We start from the raw sequence: 18,568 nt of genomic DNA on the forward strand, positions 1-18,568 counted from the left end.
GGCCCGGTCACCCTCACGCCTCGCGCTCGACCATCATCTCGCGGTCGCCGAAGCGCACGCGGTCGCCGGGCAGCAGGGTGGTGGGCTTGCCGGCGTGCAGCTCGCGGGCCACCCCCTGACGCAGCACCAGGGAGCCGTTGGTGGAGCCTCGGTCCATCACCACCAGGGAGCCGTCCGGAGCGGGGCCGAACTGCGCGTGCGTCTTCGACAGCGACATGTCCGAGGACGGCAGCGGCACGACGTGGCGGACGTGCTCGCCGGTGCGCGGCTCGGGGCGCCGGCCGACCAGGGCCAGCCCCTCGACGACGAAGCCGTCCCCGGTGTCGAAGGTGACCCGCCAGCGCGGACCGGCGACGGGCGGCCGGCCGGCCGCCGCGGGCGCGCGCCTGGCCACGGTGCGCCCCGGGTCGGCCGGGGGCAGGTGCGGCGGCGGCGCCGGCCGGGACTGTGGTGCCACGGGAGCCGGAGCGGCGGCCGCGGACACGGGGGCAGGCACCGAAGCCGCCGCGGACGGAACCGGAACAGGAGCAGGAGACGGATACGTTGCCGGTGCCGCCACGGGCGGACGGGAGGGTCGCTGGACCGGGGCCGGCGGCTGGGCCGGGGCGGGCACCAGCCGCAGCGCGGTCAGGTTGACCACGTGCCGCGGCGCCTCCTCCTGCTCCTCCACCACGGGCCCCTCGGGACGCAGGTCGACCACCACCGAGCTCGTGAGCTGCTCGTGCCACCCGCGGCGCTGGCCGCGGGGATCGGCCAGCGCGGTCCACGCGAGGGCGGCGAGCCCGAAGCCGAAGGTGGGCAGCGCCGAGAGGCCCAGCACCAGCGAGCGCAGGATGCCGGCCCCCGCACCGACCGGCAGGCCGGAGCCGTGGTGCACCACCCGGAGACCGGCCGCCCGCTTGCCGGGGGTGGCCCCGGTGGCCCCGGTGACCGCGCCACCGACCAGCACCACGACGACGGCGAGCCCCACCACGATCCCGACCGTCGTCCAGAGGCCGTCGCGGCCCCAGACGACCCAGCCCACCACCGCGGTCGCGGCATAGAGGCTCCAGCTGATCGCCCGGTCCAGCGCGAAGGCCATGAAGCGTCGCTCGAGGTCCGCCACCGGGAAGGTGGGCGGGGCGGCGGCGCCGTACGTGGCCGGCCGGGCGGGCTGGGTCACGGCTGGGTGACCTGGATGGTGACACCGTCCCCGAGGTCGATGATGGCGCCGGGGATCAGCTGGACGGCGATGCCCGGCTGCAGGTCCTCCGGCGGCAGGCCCGGCTGGACCAGCAGGGTGCCGTTGGTGGAGCCGAGGTCGGTGGCCACCGCCGAGCCGTGGTCGACCCCGGAGCCCGGGCGGATCTCCAGGTGGGTGGAGGAGACCTCCTGGTTGGGGCTCGGCACGCTCACCAGCTGGGGCTGGTCGCCCGGGGCGAAGCGCCGGGCCTCGGGGGCGCGGCCGACCAGCACGGCACGGTCGACGTCGGCGGTGGTCCCGTGGGAGAAGACCAGGCGCGCCACCGGGCGGGCGGTCACCTTGGGGGCCTGCGGCTGCCCGGGGATCCCCGAGGGGGGCGTCGGGGCGGCCTCGCCGATCTCGGTCAGCCCGTCGTGGTCGGACCCGTTCGACTCCGGGACCTGGGTCGGAGCGGAGGCCGGGGAGCCGCCCACCCGGGGCACCGAGACGGCGGGCACCGGCGGCAGCGGCGGCACCGTGGGCATCCCCGGCACCGGCGCGGCCACGGCCGCCCGCTCGGGCTCGGGCTGGGGCACGGGCTCGGGCTCGGGCTCCGGCGCCAGCTCGACGTGCGCCTCGACCTCGGGCGCCGGCTCGGCGTCGGGCTCGAGCTCCGGCACCAGCTCGACGTGCGCCTGGGGCTCGGGCTGGGGCTCGGGCTGGGGGTCGGGCTGGGGGTCGGGCTCCGGCGCCGGCTCGACGTCCGCCTCCGGGGCCAGCGGCTCCTCGTCGAGAGCGACGGCGTCGACGGCGTGGGCCTCGTCGACCGACGGCCCCCACCGCAGCGAGCCGACCCGGGCCAGGCCCAGCGGCAGTGCCGCCCGGCCGCCCCGGTCGCCGTAGCCGGAGTCGGAGTCGGAGTCGGGCAGGGTCGCGACCATCGAGGTCACGTCGTCGAAGGTCCGCTCGGCCCAGATCTGGTCGGCGGCGGACACCTCGGTGTCGCCCTGCTCGCTGCGCACCGAGACAGACGCCCCGCCGCGCACCAGCACCCGGGCGGAGCGGCCCGTGCCCGCCACCAGGACGAAGTCGGGCAGCGAGGTGAGGCCCTCCGCGAGGAGGTGGTCGAGGACCACCTCGAAGCTGGCCCCGTCGTCGACGGCGGCCCACAGCGCCGCGACCCGCGCCTTCTCCCGGCCCGGCAGCAGCACGGTGACCTCGGGGCCCAGCACGGCCAGCCACGTCCCGGTCGAGCTTGAGCGGTTCTTCACGTCGTTCACGGCAAGGCCCCCAGTTTCGTCTCGAGGCTCAGCTTCTGTCGCTGGGCGTCGTAGGCGTTCTCCTTCTCCAATCCCACCACATCCACGACCACGGCGGTGGCGTTGTCACGTCCCCCGGCAGCCAGGGCGGCCGCGACGAGCCGCTCGGCGGCGTCACGGGGGTCGGAGTGGCGCAGGAGCAGCTCCTCGATCTCCTCGTCGCCGATCATCGAGCTGATGCCGTCGGTGCACAGCAGCAGCCGCCCGGCCGCGGTGAGCGGGAGCGAGAAGAAGTCTGGCTCCGGGGCGTCCGCGGCGCTCAGCGCGCGGGTGATCACGTGGCGCTCCGGGTGCTCGGCGGCCTCCTCGGCCGTGATGCTCCCCGCGTCGAGCAGCTCCTGGACCACCGAGTGGTCGACGCTGATCTGGTCGAGCCCGTCGTCGGTGAGGCGGTAGATCCGCGAGTCGCCCAGGTTGGCCAGCAGCCAGCGCGGCCCCTCGTCGTGGACCAGCACCGCCAGCGCCGCGGTGGTGCCGCTGTGCGGGCGGACGCCGTCCGCCCCGCCCTGGGCCCGGGCGTACTCCTGGAGCCGGGCCTGGCAGCGGACGAGCGCCTCCAGGACGGCCTCCACCCCGCCGCGCGAGTCCAGGTGCTGCCCGGCCAGGCGGCCCAGCTCCTCGACCGCGAAGGCGCTCGCGATCTCGCCCCCGGCATGACCGCCCATCCCGTCGGCCACCACGAAGACGTCGGTGGCCACGAAGAACGCGTCCTCGTTGCCCTCGCGCACGTGGCCCACGTCCGTGGCCGTGCCGTGGTGCAGGTCGACCCCCGCCATGCGCGTCCTCCCCGTCGTGGGGGCCGTCGGTCCGCGGCCGGTCCGCCGCCGGAGGTCCCCTGTTGGCGAGTAGCGTAGGAGGGATGTCGCTGCCGCCGCAGGGGGAGGCCCCCAGGACGCTCGCCGACCAGCTCCGCGGCTGGCCGGACGAGCGGCTCGCCCGGCTGCTGGCGGGGCGGCCCGACCTGGCGTCCCCGGCGCCCCACGACTCGGCCCAGGTCGCCTCGCGCGCGGCGACCCGCTCGTCGGTGATCCGGGCGCTGGACGGCCTCACCCGGTTGCAGCTGGTCGTCCTGGACGCCCTGGTGGTGGCCGGCCACGCCTCGCCCCAGCAGGTCGCCGCGCTGGTGCGCGCGGATCCCGGGGCCGTCGCGGACGCCCTGCAGGTGCTGACCGACCTCGCCCTGGTCTTGGAGTCCCCGCAGGGGCTGCGCCCGCTCACCGGGGTGGCCGACGCCCTGCGCGGCGACGTGGTCTCCGGGCTGAGCGGCCTGCGCCCGGTGACCCCGCACGGCATCTCCGCGGAGCAGGCCGCGGAACGGGTGGCCCGCCTCTCCCCCGCGGCCCGGGCCCTGCTCGAGCACGTCGCCGACCACGGCGGCGAGGGCACCAGCGAGCGGGTGCGCGTGCCGGCCACCCCCGAGGAGGCCACCACCCCCGTCGAGGAGGCGCTGGCCCACGGGCTGCTGGTGCCGCAGACCCCCGAGGGCCGCGGGACGAGCGTGCTCCACCTCCCGGGTCAGGTGGGCCTCGCGGTCCGGGGCGGGAAGACCACCCGGGAGGCCGCGGACGACCTGCCCGAGCTGGCCACCAGCACCCGCGACCAGGAGCTGGTGGAGCGCACCGCCGCGGGCGCGGCCTTCGAGGCGGTACGCCGGGTGGAGCTGCTGCTGGACAACTGGGGGGTGCGTCCCCCGGCGGTGCTGCGCAGCGGCGGACTGGCGGTGCGGGACCTGAAGGCGGCCGCCACCGAGCTCCACGTCGAGGAGGACGTGGCCGCCCTGCTGGTGGAGGTGGCGGCGGCCGCCGGCCTGCTCGCGGAGGGGCCCGGGCCCGACGCGGTGGCCTCCTGGCTGCCCACCCACGCCTTCGACGCCTGGGCGGCCTCGCCGCCGGCGGCCCGGTGGCTGACCCTGGTCCGGGCCTGGCTCGAGTCCCCCCGGCTCAGCGCCCTGGTCGGCAGCCGCGAGCCCGGTGGCCGGACGCGCAACGCCCTGGCCCCGGACCTCTCCAGCGCCTTCGCCGTCGAGGCCCGCCGGATGGCGCTGGCCCAGCTGCTCGAGCTGGCCGACGGCGAGGTGCTGGCCGCCGGGACCGGGGTGCCGTCCCTGGTCGCCCGGGTGGAGTGGCTGCGGCCGCGGCGACCGCCCACCCGCGCCGAGATGGTCGCCTGGGCGGTGAGCGAGGCCGCCGTCCTGGGCGTCACCGGCCTCGGCGGCCTGGCCGGCCACGGCCGGGCCCTGCTCGCCGGGGGCGCCGAGGCCGGGGAGCGGGCCGCGGCGCTGCTGGCGCCGCTGCTGCCCTCCCCGGTCGACCACGTGCTGGTGCAGGCCGACCTGACCGCCGTCGCCCCCGGCCCGTTGGAGCCCGCCCTGGCCCGCGACCTCCACCTGCTGGCCGACGTGGAGTCACGCGGGGGCGCCACCGTCTACCGGTTCACCCCCGGCTCGCTGCGCCGCGCCCTCGACGCGGGCTGGTCCGGGGCGGAGGTGCACGACTTCCTGGCGCGCACCTCCCGGACGCCGGTCCCGCAGCCGCTGACCTACCTGGTCGACGACGTGGTGCGCACCTTCGGCACGCTGCGCGTCGGCGCGGTGGAGGCGTTCCTGCGCTCCGACGACGAGGCGGCGCTGGGCGCGCTGCTCGCCGACCCCCGGGCGGCCGCGCTCGAGCTGCGGCGGCTGGCACCCACGGTGCTGGTCTCCACGCTGCCGGTCGACCTGCTCCTCCCCCGCCTGCGCGAGCTCGGGGCCGCTCCGGTGCTGGAGGCGGCCGACGGGACCGTGCGGGTCGCCCGCCCCGACCTGCTGCGGGCCCGTTCGCCGCGCCCGGCCCCGGTGGCGGCGGTGGCCGCCGCCCGGGAGGCGGCGCGCCTGCAGGCGGCCGTCACCGCGGTGCGCGCGGGCGACCGGGCCGCGGCGTCCGCCCCCGCCCGCCCGCGCGTCGCGACCTCGCCCACCACGGCGCTGGCCGCGCTCCGCGAGGCGATCGAGTCCTCCACCACGGTGCTGATCGGCTACGTGGACAACCACGGCGCGACCACCGAGCGGCTCGTCGACCCGGTGCGGCTGGAGGGTGGCCAGCTGACGGCGCACGACCACCGCAGCGACGACGTGCGCACCTTCTCGGTGCACCGGATCACGACGGTCGGGGCGGCAACCCCCGGACCGTAGACTCGCGCCGTGGACTTCCTCCGGTATGCCGAGTCCGGTGCGGCGCTGCTCAACGCCCAGCCGGCCGACGAGGCGGCGCTGGTGGCCCACCTGGCCGGCCGCGCCTGGCTGCAGGACCAGGTCACCGAGCGCGACGTACGGGCGCTGAGCGCCTTCTGCGCCCGGCTGCGCCCGGTCTTCGAGGCCTCCGAGGAGGGGCGGGTCCGCGACGTCGTGGCCCAGATCAACGCCCTGCTGGCCGAGCACCCGGTCACCCCGATGATCAGCGACCACGACCCCGACGACCTGCACCTGCACGTGGCCGACCGCTCCGCCTCGGTCTCCGACCTGCTGGTCGGCGAGGTGCTGATGGGCCTGGCGACCCTGGTGTGCGACCTCGGCCCGACCCGGCTGGGCGTGTGCAGCGCCTACCCCTGCCGCCAGGTCTACGTCGACACCTCGCCCAACCGGTCCCGGCGCTACTGCTCGGACCGGTGCTCCTCGCGGGCCAACGTGGCCGCCTTCCGCGCCCGGCAGCGGGCGGCCGTGGGGGGACCGGCATGAACGACGGACCGCTGATCGTCCAGTCCGACAAGACCCTGCTGCTCGAGATCGACCACGAGCGGGCCCAGGAGTGCCGGCGCGAGATCGCGCCCTTCGCCGAGCTGGAGCGCTCCCCCGAGCACGTGCACACCTACCGGCTGACCCCCCTGGGCCTGTGGAACGCCCGCGCCGCCGGCCACGACGCCGAGCAGGTCGTCGACACGCTGCTGCGCTACAGCCGCTACGCCGTCCCGCACGCCCTGCTGGTCGACGTCGCGGAGACCATGGCCCGCTACGGCCGGCTGCGGCTGGAGAAGCACCCCACCCACGGTCTGGTCCTGGTCAGCACCGACCGCCCGGTGCTGGAGGAGGTGCTGCGCGCCAAGCGGGTCAAGGGGATGCTGGGCGAGCGCATCGGCGGCCCCGGGGGCGACACCGTGGCGGTGCACCCCAGCGAGCGGGGCAACCTCAAGCAGGCCCTGCTCAAGCTCGGCTGGCCGGCCGAGGACCACGCCGGCTACGTCGACGGGGAGGCGCACCCGATCGAGCTGGTCGAGGACGGCTGGGCGCTGCGCGACTACCAGCGCGACGCGGCCGACTCCTTCTGGCACGGCGGCTCGGGGGTGGTGGTCCTGCCGTGCGGGGCGGGCAAGACGATCGTGGGGGCCAGCGCGATGGCGCACGCCGGCGCGACCACCCTGATCCTGGTCACCAACACCGTCTCGGCGCGCCAGTGGAAGGACGAGCTGCTGCGCCGCACGAGCCTGACCGAGGACGAGATCGGCGAGTACAGCGGGTCGGTCAAGCAGGTCCGCCCGGTCACGATCGCCACCTACCAGGTGATGACCACGCGCCGGAAGGGCGTCTACTCCCACCTGGAGCTGCTCGACGCCCGCGACTGGGGGTTGATCGTCTACGACGAGGTCCACCTGCTCCCCGCGCCCATCTTCCGGATGACCGCCGACCTCCAGGCACGCCGCCGCATCGGGCTGACCGCCACCCTGGTGCGCGAGGACGGGCGCGAGGGCGACGTCTTCTCCCTCATCGGGCCCAAGCGCTACGACGCCCCGTGGAAGGACATCGAGGCCCAGGGGTGGATCGCGCCGGCCGACTGCGTCGAGGTCAGGGTGACGCTGACCGACGCCGAGCGCCTCGCCTACGCCACCGCCGAGCCGGAGGAGCGCTACCGGCTGGCGGCCTGCACGCCGCGCAAGACCGACGTCGTACGCCGGCTCGTCGAGCAGCACGCCGGCCAGCCCACCCTGGTGATCGGCCAGTACATCGACCAGCTCGACGAGCTCGCCGAGACCTTGGGGGCCCCGGTGATCAAGGGCGAGACCCCGGTCAAGGAGCGGCAGCGCCTCTTCGAGGCCTTCCGCTCCGGGGAGCTGGGGCTGCTGGTGGTCAGCAAGGTGGCGAACTTCTCCATCGACCTGCCCTCGGCCGAGGTGGCGATCCAGGTGTCGGGCTCCTTCGGCTCCCGGCAGGAGGAGGCACAGCGGCTGGGTCGCCTGCTGCGTCCCAAGGACGAGGGCCGCTCGGCGCACTTCTACACCCTGGTCTCGCGCGACACCGTGGACGCCGACTTCGCCCAGAACCGGCAGCGGTTCCTGGCCGAGCAGGGCTACGCCTACCGGATCGTCGACTCGCACGACGTCGGGACCTGAGCCCCGGGCTGCTGCGGGTCAGACCGCGGACTCGCCCAGCTGGACGTGCAGGGTGAACCGGTCGGCGCGGTAGGTCGACCGGGAGACCTGGACGACCTGCTCCTGGCAGAGCGCGCGCCGGGCCAGCCGGAGCACGGGCTGGCCGGCGTCGAGGCCGAGCAGGTCGGCCTCCTCGGCGCTGGCCCGGTCCGCCTGCACGGCGTCCTCGGCCCAGGTGGGGCGCAGCTGCCGGCCCTGGAGCGCGTCGTAGAGGCTGGAGGGCAGCCCGGCGGTCAGGAACCCGGGGATCAGCGCCTCGTTGAGGTAGGCGTCCTCCAGGCACATGGTGGCGCCCCCGGCCTTGCGCAGGCGCTTCCAGTGCACCACCGGGGAGTTGGGCTCGATCTCGAGGGCGCGGGCCACCCCGGGCCCCGCCTTCTCGACCCGGGCCAGCAGGGTCCGCGACTCCGCGCTGAGGCCGCGGCGGCGCATGTCCTCGGTGAAGCTGGTGAGCTGGGCGGCTCGTCGCCGCGGACGGGCCACGAAGGTGCCGCGGCCGGGCATCCGCTCCAGCAGGCCCTCCGCGACCAGCGCGTCCAGGGCCTGGCGCACCGTCATCCGGGCCACCTTGAACTGCGAGACCAGCTCGCGCTCGGAGGGGGCCGGGCTGCCGGGCTCGGCGCCGTCGAGAAGGCCGCGGACGTGCTCGCGCACGACCACGTGCTTGAGCTCGCGCTGCACCATCTCGACCGCCTGTTCCACGAGCGGAACGATAGGTGGACGCAACCCGCCGCGTCCGGCGAATGCACGAAGGCGTCGCTCAGTCGGTGGCGATCGCCCTGAGCACGTCCAGACCGGCGGCCCGCCGGGCGGGGAGGACCGCGGCCAGCACGCCGACGACGACGGCGACCACCAGGAAGGCGACCATCTGGTCCCACGGGATGGAGAGCACCTCCAGGCCCTGGTCGCGCAGGGAGCGCATCAGGGCGGTGCCGAACCCCACCCCGAGCGCCAGGCCCAGCAGGGCGCCCAGGCCGGCGATGACCACCGACTCCAGGGTGATCATCCGGCGCAGCTGGGGGCGCCCCAGGCCGATGGCGCGCAGCAGCCCCACCTCACGGGTCCGCTCGATCACCGAGAGCGCCAGGGTGTTGACGATGCCGAGCACCGCGATCAGCAGCGCCAGGCCGAGGAGGGCGAAGATCATCAGCACCAGCTGGTCGATCGGCGCGCGCTGCTCCTGCGCGAACGCGTCCTGGTCCTTGACGGTGACGGTGACCAGGTCGGCGACCACGTCCTCGACCCTGGACTGGACCGTCAGGTCGCCGTCGCGGACCTCGAGGACCAGGAAGTTGTCCTGGTCGGGGTAGCCGGCACGGACCAGCGTCTGCTTGCTGGTGACCAGCGAGGCGCCGAGGACCGGGTTGTCGGTGAAGATCCCCACCACCTCGAGCGCCTGACGGGAGCCGTTGAAGGTGACCCGGACCTCGTCGCCCACCGCGATGCCCGAGTCGTCGGCGAGGCTGCGGTCGACCATCACCTTGGCGCGGCCCAGGTCGTCGACCGACCCGTCCTCCACCTCCATCCCGAGGGGACCGCGCAGCGCCTCGGCGCTGGCCGCCGCCAGGCCCTGCTGCTCGCCCTCCACCTCGGCCCAGACGAACCGCTGGGCCACCACCCGCTCCACCCCGTCGACGCGTTTCATGCTGCGCGCGATGGACGGGGAGAAGGGCTGGCCGAAGCTGTTGCTGACCAGGAGGTCGCCGCGGAAGTTCTGCTCGATGCTCCGGTCGACGCTGGCCTTGGCCGAGTCGCCCAGGATCGCCATCGTCCCGGCCAGGGCCAGGCCGATCATCAGCGCCGACGCGGTGGCCGTGGTGCGGCGCGGGTTGCGCAGCGAGTTCTGGCCGGCCAGGTTGCCCACGGTGCCGAAGAGGGAGGCCAGCACCGAGCGGGCGGCCACCAGGAACGGGTAGCTGATCACCGGGCTGGCGGCGACGACCCCGAAGAGGATGCCGAGGACCCCGGCACCCACCCACCAGCCGTCGTGCTCGACGTCGACCGCGAAGAGCCCGATGGCCAGCGAGGTGCCCCCGAGGACGATCATCGCCATGCCGGCGCCGAACCGCTTGCGCAGCGACCCCTCGGGCATCGCCACGTCGTCGCGCAGCGCCTGGACCGGAGCGATCCGCCCGGTACGCCGGGCCGGCAGCCAGGCGGCGGCCATGGTGACCGCGACGCCGACCAGGTAGGCGGCCACGAAGGTGCGCGGCCGGAAGACCAGGGCCTGCCCGGAGAGGTCGAGCCCGACCGTCGAGAACAGGCTCCGGATCGCCAGGGCCATCAGCACCCCCAGGCCGATCCCGACGGTGGCGCCGAGGGCGCCGAGCACGGCCGCCTCGGCGAGCACCGAGCCGGTGACCTGTCTCTTGGAGGCGCCGAGGGCGCGGAAGAGGGCGAGCTCGCGGCTGCGCTGGGCGACCAGGATGGAGAAGGTGTTGACGATGAGGAAGGCGCCGACCACCAGCGAGATGCCGGCGAATATCAGCAGGAAGGTGGTCAGGAAGCTGACCGCCTTGAGCAGCTGGGTGGCGCTCGCCTCGGCGGCGTCGTCACCGGTCTGTGCCTCGAGCCGGTCGGGCAGCACCTCCGCGACGCGCTCGGCCAGCGCCGCCTGGGAGACCCCCGGCGCCGCGGTCACCCACACGTCGTGGAACTTGCGCCGACCGTCCAGGAAGAGCCGTTGGGCCACCTTGGTGTCGAACCCCACCCAGGAGGCGCCGTTGAGGGAGCCCCCGTCGACGAAGTCGACGATGCCGACCAGCTGCGGGGTGAGCACGGGACGGTCCAGGGTGGTGATCAGCTGCACCTGGTCGGCCACGTAGTAGCCGGCCCGCTTGGCCGAGCCGGCGTCCATCACGATCTCGCCGGGCCGCTCCGGAGCGCGCCCGCGCACCACCTGGAGGCCGGTCAGGCCGTGGCCGGCCGGGGCGCCCGTCCAGTTCCCCGCCAGCCCCGGCGCCCCCATGCCGCCCAGGGCCTTGCCGTCCTTGCCGATGATCATCACCGAGGCGTCGGTGACGTTGCCGTCGACCCGGGCGACCCCCTCGACCTTCTCCAGCTTGCGCACCAGGCTGGCGGGGATGGTGCGGGTGGAGCCGCTGCCGGACTGCTCGCCGGCCGGGCTGACCACCACGTCGCCCACGGTGGAGGCGAAGAGGGCGGTGAAGCTGCGGTTGAGGGTGTCGGTGAAGATCAGGGTGCCGGCCACGAAGGCCACGCCGAGCACGATCGCGAAGGTGCTCATCAGGAGGCGCACCTTGCGCCCCAGCAGGCTCTTGATCGCCGCGCGGAACACGTGAGTCGTCCGGCCGGGTCAGAGCGGACCGGCGCCGGGCGCCGTCATCCGGGTCATCACCGTGAGCACCTGCTCGCGGTCGGGCTCGTGCAGCTCGCTGACCAGCCGGCCGTCGGCGAGGAAGAGCACGCGGTCGGTGTAGGCCGCGGCGACGGCGTCGTGGGTCACCATCACGATGGTCTGGCCGTAGTCGTCGACGCTGCGCCGCAGCAGCTCGAGCACCTCGGCGCCGGAGTGGGAGTCGAGGTTGCCGGTGGGCTCGTCGGCGAAGACGATCCGGGGGCGGCTGACCAGCGCCCGGGCCACGGCGACCCGCTGCTGCTGGCCGCCGGAGAGCTCGTTGGGCTTGTGGCCGAGGCGCTTGCGCAGGCCGACGGTGTCGATCACCACGTCGTACCAGCGACGGTCGGGCTTGCGGCCCGCGATGGACAGCGGCAGGAGGATGTTCTCCTCCGCGGTCAGGGTCGGCACCAGGTTGAAGGACTGGAAGACGAAGCCGATCTCGTCGCGCCGCAGCGCGGTCAGCGCGGCGTCGCCGAGCTTGCTGAGCTCGCGCTCGCCGATCCACACCTCCCCCGACGTCCCGGTGTCCAGGGCCGCGCAGCAGTGCATCAGCGTCGACTTGCCCGAGCCGCTGGGACCCATCACGGCGGTGAACTGACCGGCGTGCAGGTCCAGGGAGACCCTGTCGAGGGCGCGCACCTCGGCCTGCCCGGAGCCGTAGGACTTGGTCAGGTCGCGCACCCGCGCGGCGGGGACGGCACCGTCGTACAGACGGGTGACGGAGCCCTCGGCCAGTGCGGTCATGCCCCTAGCCTCCCGTGTCGGTCAAGTCGCACGCCACCGATATCGGGTTATTGGACGAGGGATGGGACGGCACGGGCGTGGCACCGGGGTGCTTGTGGGTCGAACGTCTGTTCGATAGCCTCGTCTCATGGAGCTCCAGTCCAGCCTCTTCGCCGTCCTCGAGCCAGGCCCCACCGAGCTGGCCCCCGAGCGCCGGGTGCTCTCGCGCGGGGCCTGGGTCGACGTCCAGCCGGCCTGGCTGGGCGGCGCCGACGAGATCTTCTCGACCCTGGTCTCCGAGGTCCCCTGGCGGGCCGAGCAGCGCGAGATGTACGACCAGGTCGTCGCCGTGCCTCGCCTCCTCCACCACTACGGCGTCGGGGCATCCCTCCCCCACCCGGGCCTGGTCGCCGCCCGGGAGGCACTCTCGGAGCACTACCGCCCCGAGCTCGGGGAGCAGTTCGTGACGGCGGGGTGCTGCTTCTACCGCGACGGCCGCGACTCGGTGGCCTGGCACGGCGACCGCATCGGGCGCAGCCGGACGCAGGACACCATGGTGGCCATCGTCTCCCTCGGCGACCGGCGCCGGCTGCTGCTGCGCCCCCGGGGCGGCGGGGCCTCGATCTCGGTCACCCTCGGTCACGGTGACCTGGTCGTGATGGGCGGCTCCTGCCAGCGCACCTGGGACCACGCCGTGCCCAAGCAGGCGCACGCCGGGCCGCGGATCTCGGTGCAGTTCCGCCCGCGCGGCGTGCTCTGAGCCACCGGCCGGCCTCTTCCACCAGGTCTCGGCCGATGCCACAGGCACCGAGATCAGCGGTGAGCTCGCCCGCAGTGCCGGGTGACCTCGGCGTCGCAGTGGTCGGGTCCGCCGCGACCGTTGGCGCGGTCACGTCCGCGGCCACCGATCAACCGGTCGCCGACCTTCGTGGACGAGCCCGCCAGCACGTCGCGGCCCGGACCTCCGAGGGCGACCTGCCGCTGGGCGGGGGCGCGCTTGTAGCGCAGATCGTTGTAGGTCAGGCTGATGAGGTCCCCTCCACCCTGCCCACGCACCAGCACGTCGCGGCCGAAGGCGGTGAGATGGTCGGCACCCGGCCCCCCGTTGGCCCTCACGACCTTGCCGCCCAGGACGGCGTGGTCGTCACCGCTCCGTCCATGGAACGTCACCCGATCTGCGAACGCGTCCACGTTGTCACGTCCGTCGGTCCCGACGATCCTCGTCAGGCCACCCTTCGCACTGCTCGCGAACCGCCCGTGCTCGACACCGGTGAGCGGAGCGGTGTCACCGTCGCACGTCACGTCGGTCGCGAGCCGGACCGTCAGGTCGGCGCACCCCCGGTTGTATTCGACGCGGTCCCGTCCCGGTCCACCGTCGATCTGGCGCACCTGCAACCACGAGCTGTATCCGCCCCCGACGGCGTCGTCTCCGCCGCCCATCCGCACCTCCCTCAACATGCCGTGCCGGACGTAGAGGGTCTCGTCGGCATCGGTGCCGAGGAAGGAGACGGGGGACTCCCAGTTCGGGGCTAGGTACTCTCCGATCTCCCACGAGCCGACAAGGCCCTCCCAGGCCAGCACCTGCACACCGTCCACGGTGGCACGCGCGGAAGGTGCGTCGATCAGCAGTTCGGGATCCTCCCCCGAGGGAGAGGGTGGCAGGACCGCGGAGAGGTTGACCGCGGTCGGGGCGGCGCTGGAGAAGTCCAGCCGACCCCCGGAGGCCATCGCCCCCCGGTAGTGGAGCTCGGCCGCACCTGGCCCGAAGGAGATGACATCGGCGTTGCCCCCATCGGCGGACGGGAGCGACCACACCGCATCGGCGAGGGTCGAATCGGCGGGGCCGCCACCCATCTCGATCACATCCCGCTGGCTTCCTGGCAGGGCAGTGAAGTCGTCCGAGCTCTCCGCATCGGCGAAGACGGTCTCAGCGAAGCTGCCGCCGGTGAACCGGTCGTCCCCGCCACCGAGGTAGACCGTCATGCCCGACCCCTGGCTCGACTCGTTGACCACCACGTCGTTGCCGGGTCCGGCGTACACCACACCCCACGGCCCTCGCGGGTCCCGACCTCCGGATGGGGCCCCGTGAACCAGGCAGATCGTGTCGTCTCCGCCCAAGGCGTCGAAGCTGTTCCATCCCCCGGGCGTCATCGCGACCACGTCGTCGCCCTCGGTGCCGGTCTCGACCCGGGCGGTGGCCACGATCGTCACCGGCTTGCCCAGGCAGGTTGTCGCCGCGGTCGCGCCGGCTGGGGCCAGGGCCCCGCCCAGTGCGAGGGCGGGTACGACGGCCGTGAGCGCGACCGCGGGCAACGGGACAAGTCGTGCGAGCCTCACTGGAGCTCCTGGCTTGGTCGAGACCGTCTTCGTTTGACGAAGACTAGCGGCAACGAGGCGAGCTGCCGATGGTCAAGAATGCACGAGCCGGGTGAAGGGCCGGAGCGCGAAGTCAGCGACGCAGGTGCCGGTCCAGGAAGCGCACGGTCTGCTCCATGGAGACCACCCAGCGGGGCCCGAAGGCGTGCTGCTCGCCCTGGTGGACCTGCAGGGCGCTGTCGACCCCGGCGTCCTCCAGCAGCCGGTGCGTGCTCCGCGCCCAGGCCAGCGGGCAGGAGTCGTCCAGCGTCCCGTGATGGGCGAGGACGGGCACCGCGATCCGGTCGAAGTACGTCCGCGCCGAGAGCCGCTCGTAGAAGCCCGGCCGCTGCCGGGGGGTGCCGAACCGGTCGAAGAGCCGCTCCGCCACCTCGGGGCGCTCGGGGAGCGTCCAGCGGCGCAGGTTGTCCAGGTAGTCCGAGCTCACCGACGAGTAGAGCACCGCGGCGTCCACCAGGTCGGGCTGGGCGACCAGCGCGTTGAGGGTGACCCCGCCGCCCATCGACCGGCCGAGCATCGCCATCCGCTCCCCGTCGACCTTCGGCTCCGCCGCCAGGGCGTGGACGGCGTTGATCGCGTCGCGCGTGTAGCCCAGGCGGGTCTCCCGGTCGAGCTCGCTCGCGGGGTCGGAGCTCGCGTGGCCCCGGTAGTCGGAGTGAAGCACCGCGAAGCCCTGCCGCGCGAGGAAGTCCTGCTCGCGGCTGAGCCCCTGACCGGTGGCGTAGACCGACGGCTCGATGTAGCCGTGGTTGAGCACCACGCCGGGGAACGGCCCGGGACCCTTCGGGATCAGCATCACCCCGGAGACCCGCAGGTCCCCGCTGCGGTAGCGCACCTCGTGCTCGGTGTAGGCCTCGTCGTCGACCGAGACCCGGAGCCGGCGCGGCCGCTCGCTGCCGAACTCCTCGGCCATCAGCGCGGGCAGCGAGTACGGCGAGGTGACGGCCGGCGCGGCGTCGGGCTCCCGCGTCGGTGAACCAGTGGCGCGCGGCGAGGGCGTCGCGCTCTGCGCGGGCGTGTCCCGCGGCTGCTCGGCGTCCTCGGTCTCGGCGCCGCGGGTGCAGCCGCCGAGCACCAGCGCACCCCCCACGACCAGGGCCGCGACCCCGCGGACCGCGCCCACCTCATCCCCGCAGCGGGTCGAAGGGGCGCAGCGGCTCGGGCAGCTTCCCGGTCACGATCCGCTCGGCCAGCAGACGGCCGGTCACCGGTCCCAGGGTGATCCCCCACATGCCGTGGCCCCCGGCGACGAAGACCCGGTCGGCCCGGGTGGCCCCGATCAGCGGCAGGCCGTCGGGGGTGCAGGGCCGCGCCCCGACCCACTCGTCGCGCCGGGACCCGAGCTCGGCCCCGCGCAGCAGCGGGCGGGCGGCGTCGACGATCGCCTCGATCCGCCGGGTGTCGAGTCCGGCGTCGGCGGGCCGGAACTCCATCATCCCCGCGATCCGCAGCCGGTCGCCGTCGGGCGTGCAGGCGACCCGCTGGGCGGGGAAGTAGACCGGCCCCGCGGGCACCGGGTCGATCGGCACCGTGAAGGAGTAGCCGCGACCGGCCTGCACCGGCAGGGTCACCCCGAACGGCCGGGCCAGCTGGTTGAGCCAGGCGCCGGAGGCGATCACCACCGCGTCGTAGGACTCCCCCGCGACCTGCACCTGGTCGCCGCGCTGCTTGAGCGCGTCGACCTGCACCCCGCTCACGATCCGCGCCCCGCGCGCGCGGACCTGCTCGGCGAGCGCGGCGACGTAGGTGCTGGGAGTCAGGTAGCGCTGCCCGTCGAGCCGGATGGCGGCCCCGATCGCCGGGGAGAGCGCGGGCTCGAGCGCCCTCGCCTCGTCACCGGTGAGCACCTCGTAGTCCAGCGGCTGGCCGCTGGCCCGGATGTGCTCGATCTCCTCGAGCAGCACCGCCCGCTCCGCCGGGGTCCGGTAGGCCGCGAGGAACGGTCGCGCCTCGGGCGTGGGCGCCTGCACCCCGCCGTCGCGGAGCCGGTCGAAGTCGTCGAGCGCCAGGGAGTTGATCGGGACCAGCGACCGCATCGCCTCGCGCCAGCGCTCCATCGTGGAGTTGCGGGCGAACCGGACCAGGAAGGAGAGCAGCCGGCGGTCGGTGGTCACCGGGACGTAGACCGGGGACTTGGGGCTCACCACGGCCCGGAGGCCGTACTTGAGCACCGCCGGCTCGGGGAGCGGCGTCGCCAGGCCGGGGGTCAGCCAGCCGGCGTTGCCCCACGAGGAGCCCGCGGCCACCCCGGTGCGGTCGAGCACGGTGACCTGGACCCCGCGCTCCTGGAGGAACCAGGCGGTGGAGAGCCCCACCATGCCGGCACCGACGACCGCGACGTGCTGGGGGGAGGGCGTGGCCATGCCCAGCAGCATGGTCGATCGAGGGGCGTTGCGCTAGTGCAACAGTCATACGACGCGCGTGCGTGCGACCGTCACAGTGCTGGGCGGCCCACGGGCAACACAACAGGGGCGAACACAACAGGGCCCCCGCCGGAGCGGGGGCCCTGCTGGTGGTGCTGGTCGTGCTGAGGTCCGATCCGAGGATCAGAAGTCCATGCCACCCATGCCACCGGTCGGGTCGCCGCCCATGGGCGCCGCCTTCTCCGGCTTGTCGGCCACGACGGCCTCGGTGGTCAGGAACAGCGCCGCGATGGAGGCGGCGTTCTGCAGGGCGGAGCGGGTGACCTTCGCCGGGTCGATGATGCCCTCGGCGATCATGTCGACGTACTCGCCGTTGGCCGCGTTGAGGCCGTGTCCCGACTCCAGGTTGCGCACCTTCTCCGCGATGACGCCACCCTCGAGACCGGCGTTGATCGCGATCTGCTTGAGCGGGGCCTCGGTCGCCTTGCGGACGATCTCGGCACCGGTCGCCTCGTCGCCCGAGAGGTCCAGCTTCTCGAAGACGTTCTTGGCGGCCTGCACCAGGGCGACGCCACCACCGGCGACGATGCCCTCCTCGACGGCAGCCTTCGCGTTGCGGACGGCGTCCTCGATGCGGTGCTTGCGCTCCTTGAGCTCGACCTCGGTGGCCGCGCCGACCTTGATCACCGCAACGCCGCCGGCCAGCTTGGCCAGGCGCTCCTGCAGCTTCTCGCGGTCGTAGTCGGAGTCCGACTTCTCGATCTCGGCGCGGATCTGGTTGACCCGGCCCTCGATCTGGCCGGTGTCGCCGGAGCCCTCGACGATGGTGGTCTCGTCCTTGGTGATGACGACCTTGCGGGCCTGGCCGAGCAGCTCGATGCCGGCGGACTCCAACTTGAGGCCGACCTCCTCGGAGATCACCTGGCCGCCGGTCAGGATCGCGATGTCCTGCAGCATGGCCTTGCGGCGGTCACCGAAGCCCGGGGCCTTGACGGCGACGGACTTGAAGGTGCCCTTGATCTTGTTGACCACCAGGGTCGACAGCGCCTCGCCGTCGACGTCCTCGGCGATGATCACCAGGGGCTTGCCGGACTGCATGACCTTCTCCAGCAGCGGGAGCAGGTCCTTGACCGACGAGATCTTGGAGTTGGCGATGAGAATGTAGGGGTCCTCGAGGACCGTCTCCATGCGCTCGGGGTCGGTGACGAAGTAGGCCGAGATGTAGCCCTTGTCGAACCGCATGCCCTCGGTCAGCTCGAGGTCGATGCCGAAGGTGTTCGACTCCTCGACGGTGATGACGCCTTCCTTGCCGACCTTGTCCATCGCCTCGGCGATGGCGTCGCCGACCGTGGTGTCGCCACCGGCGGAGATGGTCGCGGTGGACGCGATCTGCTCCTTGGTCTCGACGTCCTTGGCCATGCTCAGGAGCTCGGTGGAGACGGCGTTGACGGCCGCCTCGATGCCGCGCTTGAGACCCATGGGGTTCGCACCCGCGGCCACGTTGCGCAGGCCCTCGCGGACCATCGCCTGGGCGAGCACGGTCGCCGTCGTCGTACCGTCACCGGCGACGTCGTCGGTCTTCTTGGCAACTTCCTTGACGAGCTCGGCACCGATCTTCTCGAACGGGTCCTCGAGCTCGATCTCCTTGGCGATCGACACACCATCGTTGGTGATGGTGGGCGCGCCCCACTTCTTCTCGAGGACGACGTTGCGACCCTTGGGGCCGAGCGTGACCTTGACCGCGTCGGCGAGCGTGTTCATTCCACGCTCGAGACCGCGGCGGGCCTCCTCGTTGAAAGCAATCAGCTTCGGCATAACTCCTGTGATTCCTTTTCGGGAGTTCGGGGGTGCGGCCCTGATGGGTTGC

The 18,568-nt window shown here is 73.9% G+C and carries 14 protein-coding genes; 4 read left to right on the plus strand and 10 right to left on the minus strand.

The genetic code is table 11. The features are described 5' to 3' along the window. Positions 1–13 precede the first annotated feature (13 nt). From AC4BGE_RS14915 to AC4BGE_RS14925, 3 genes are read right to left on the minus strand one after another with little or no spacing between them, the layout of a single operon-like run. The gene (locus AC4BGE_RS14915; protein ID WP_490575769.1) at positions 14–1,162 is read right to left on the minus strand and encodes an RDD family protein; all 1,149 of its coding nucleotides are present in this window, start codon (positions 1,160–1,162) and stop codon (positions 14–16) included. After that, positions 1,159–2,442 carry an FHA domain-containing protein gene (locus AC4BGE_RS14920; protein ID WP_490575770.1) on the minus strand — a complete coding sequence of 428 codons (1,284 nt, stop codon included), beginning with the start codon at positions 2,440–2,442 and terminating at the stop codon, positions 1,159–1,161. Before AC4BGE_RS14920 ends, AC4BGE_RS14915 begins: the two co-directional genes overlap by 4 nt. Then, positions 2,439–3,257, minus strand: a complete 819-nt coding sequence (locus tag AC4BGE_RS14925; protein WP_490569470.1) for a PP2C family protein-serine/threonine phosphatase — start codon at positions 3,255–3,257, stop codon at positions 2,439–2,441. The genes AC4BGE_RS14920 and AC4BGE_RS14925 overlap by 4 nt, the downstream gene beginning before the upstream one ends. Before the next feature lie 83 nt (positions 3,258–3,340). Here AC4BGE_RS14925 and AC4BGE_RS14930 point away from each other — a divergent pair, with 83 nt between their 5' ends. From AC4BGE_RS14930 to AC4BGE_RS14940, 3 genes are read left to right on the plus strand one after another with little or no spacing between them, the layout of a single operon-like run. Next, positions 3,341–5,650: a helicase-associated domain-containing protein gene (locus tag AC4BGE_RS14930; protein ID WP_490575771.1), complete on the plus strand. Its 2,310-nt coding sequence runs from the start codon at positions 3,341–3,343 to the stop codon at positions 5,648–5,650. 9 nt (positions 5,651–5,659) lie between these two features. Next, a complete protein-coding gene (locus AC4BGE_RS14935; protein WP_490575772.1) occupies positions 5,660–6,193 on the plus strand; it encodes a CGNR zinc finger domain-containing protein in 534 nt (177 codons plus the stop codon). Continuing rightward, positions 6,190–7,839 (plus strand): DNA repair helicase XPB, encoded by a 1,650-nt coding sequence (locus tag AC4BGE_RS14940; protein WP_490575773.1) that lies wholly within the window; start codon positions 6,190–6,192, stop codon positions 7,837–7,839. The genes AC4BGE_RS14935 and AC4BGE_RS14940 overlap by 4 nt, the downstream gene beginning before the upstream one ends. Positions 7,840–7,857: 18 nt before the next feature. Here the strand turns inward: AC4BGE_RS14940 and AC4BGE_RS14945 are convergent, their stop codons facing one another. From AC4BGE_RS14945 to AC4BGE_RS14955, 3 genes are read right to left on the minus strand one after another with little or no spacing between them, the layout of a single operon-like run. After that, positions 7,858–8,580 carry a GntR family transcriptional regulator gene (locus tag AC4BGE_RS14945; RefSeq protein ID WP_490575774.1) on the minus strand — a complete coding sequence of 241 codons (723 nt, stop codon included), beginning with the start codon at positions 8,578–8,580 and terminating at the stop codon, positions 7,858–7,860. Positions 8,581–8,638: 58 nt separating this feature from the next. Further along, entirely contained in the window at positions 8,639–11,176 is a 2,538-nt protein-coding gene (locus tag AC4BGE_RS14950) for an ABC transporter permease (RefSeq protein ID WP_490575775.1), read from the minus strand. An 18-nt stretch (positions 11,177–11,194) separates the two neighbouring features. Next, entirely contained in the window at positions 11,195–11,983 is a 789-nt protein-coding gene (locus AC4BGE_RS14955) for an ABC transporter ATP-binding protein (RefSeq protein WP_490569476.1), read from the minus strand. 127 nt (positions 11,984–12,110) lie between these two features. On the opposite strand from AC4BGE_RS14955, the gene AC4BGE_RS14960 reads away from it, so the two are divergent. Further along, on the plus strand, positions 12,111–12,722 hold the full coding sequence (locus AC4BGE_RS14960; RefSeq protein ID WP_490575776.1) for an alpha-ketoglutarate-dependent dioxygenase AlkB: 612 nt from the start codon (positions 12,111–12,113) through the stop codon (positions 12,720–12,722). A gap of 53 nt (positions 12,723–12,775) precedes the next feature. On the opposite strand, the gene AC4BGE_RS14965 is transcribed toward AC4BGE_RS14960, so the two are convergent. The 4 genes from AC4BGE_RS14965 to groL form a co-directional block, all read right to left on the minus strand. Further along, positions 12,776–14,299, minus strand: coding sequence for a hypothetical protein (locus AC4BGE_RS14965; RefSeq protein WP_490575777.1), 1,524 nt, complete (start codon positions 14,297–14,299; stop codon positions 12,776–12,778). A 112-nt stretch (positions 14,300–14,411) separates the two neighbouring features. Then, complete coding sequence (locus tag AC4BGE_RS14970) at positions 14,412–15,461, minus strand: alpha/beta hydrolase family protein (RefSeq protein ID WP_490569479.1); 1,050 nt, start codon at positions 15,459–15,461, stop codon at positions 14,412–14,414. Position 15,462: 1 nt separating this feature from the next. Continuing rightward, positions 15,463–16,701 carry an NAD(P)/FAD-dependent oxidoreductase gene (locus tag AC4BGE_RS14975; protein ID WP_490575778.1) on the minus strand — a complete coding sequence of 413 codons (1,239 nt, stop codon included), beginning with the start codon at positions 16,699–16,701 and terminating at the stop codon, positions 15,463–15,465. 183 nt (positions 16,702–16,884) lie between these two features. Next, the gene (gene groL / locus AC4BGE_RS14980) at positions 16,885–18,516 is read right to left on the minus strand and encodes a chaperonin GroEL (protein ID WP_490569481.1); all 1,632 of its coding nucleotides are present in this window, start codon (positions 18,514–18,516) and stop codon (positions 16,885–16,887) included. Positions 18,517–18,568: the final 52 nt, after the last annotated feature.

It is taken from the genome of Nocardioides sp. Z50_6 (genome assembly GCF_058215755.1).

Bases quoted from the DNA above. Each gene is read 5' to 3' on its own strand.
- AC4BGE_RS14975 (WP_490575778.1), bottom strand. From the start codon at position 16,701: ATGGCCACGCCCTCCCCCCAGCACGTCGCGGTCGTCGGTGCCGGCATG.
- AC4BGE_RS14925 (WP_490569470.1), bottom strand. From the start codon at position 3,257: ATGGCGGGGGTCGACCTGCACCACGGCACGGCCACGGACGTGGGCCAC.
- AC4BGE_RS14960 (WP_490575776.1), top strand. From the start codon at position 12,111: ATGGAGCTCCAGTCCAGCCTCTTCGCCGTCCTCGAGCCAGGCCCCACC.
- groL (WP_490569481.1), bottom strand. From the start codon at position 18,516: ATGCCGAAGCTGATTGCTTTCAACGAGGAGGCCCGCCGCGGTCTCGAG.
- AC4BGE_RS14955 (WP_490569476.1), bottom strand. From the start codon at position 11,983: ATGACCGCACTGGCCGAGGGCTCCGTCACCCGTCTGTACGACGGTGCC.
- AC4BGE_RS14940 (WP_490575773.1), top strand. From the start codon at position 6,190: ATGAACGACGGACCGCTGATCGTCCAGTCCGACAAGACCCTGCTGCTC.
- AC4BGE_RS14930 (WP_490575771.1), top strand. From the start codon at position 3,341: ATGTCGCTGCCGCCGCAGGGGGAGGCCCCCAGGACGCTCGCCGACCAG.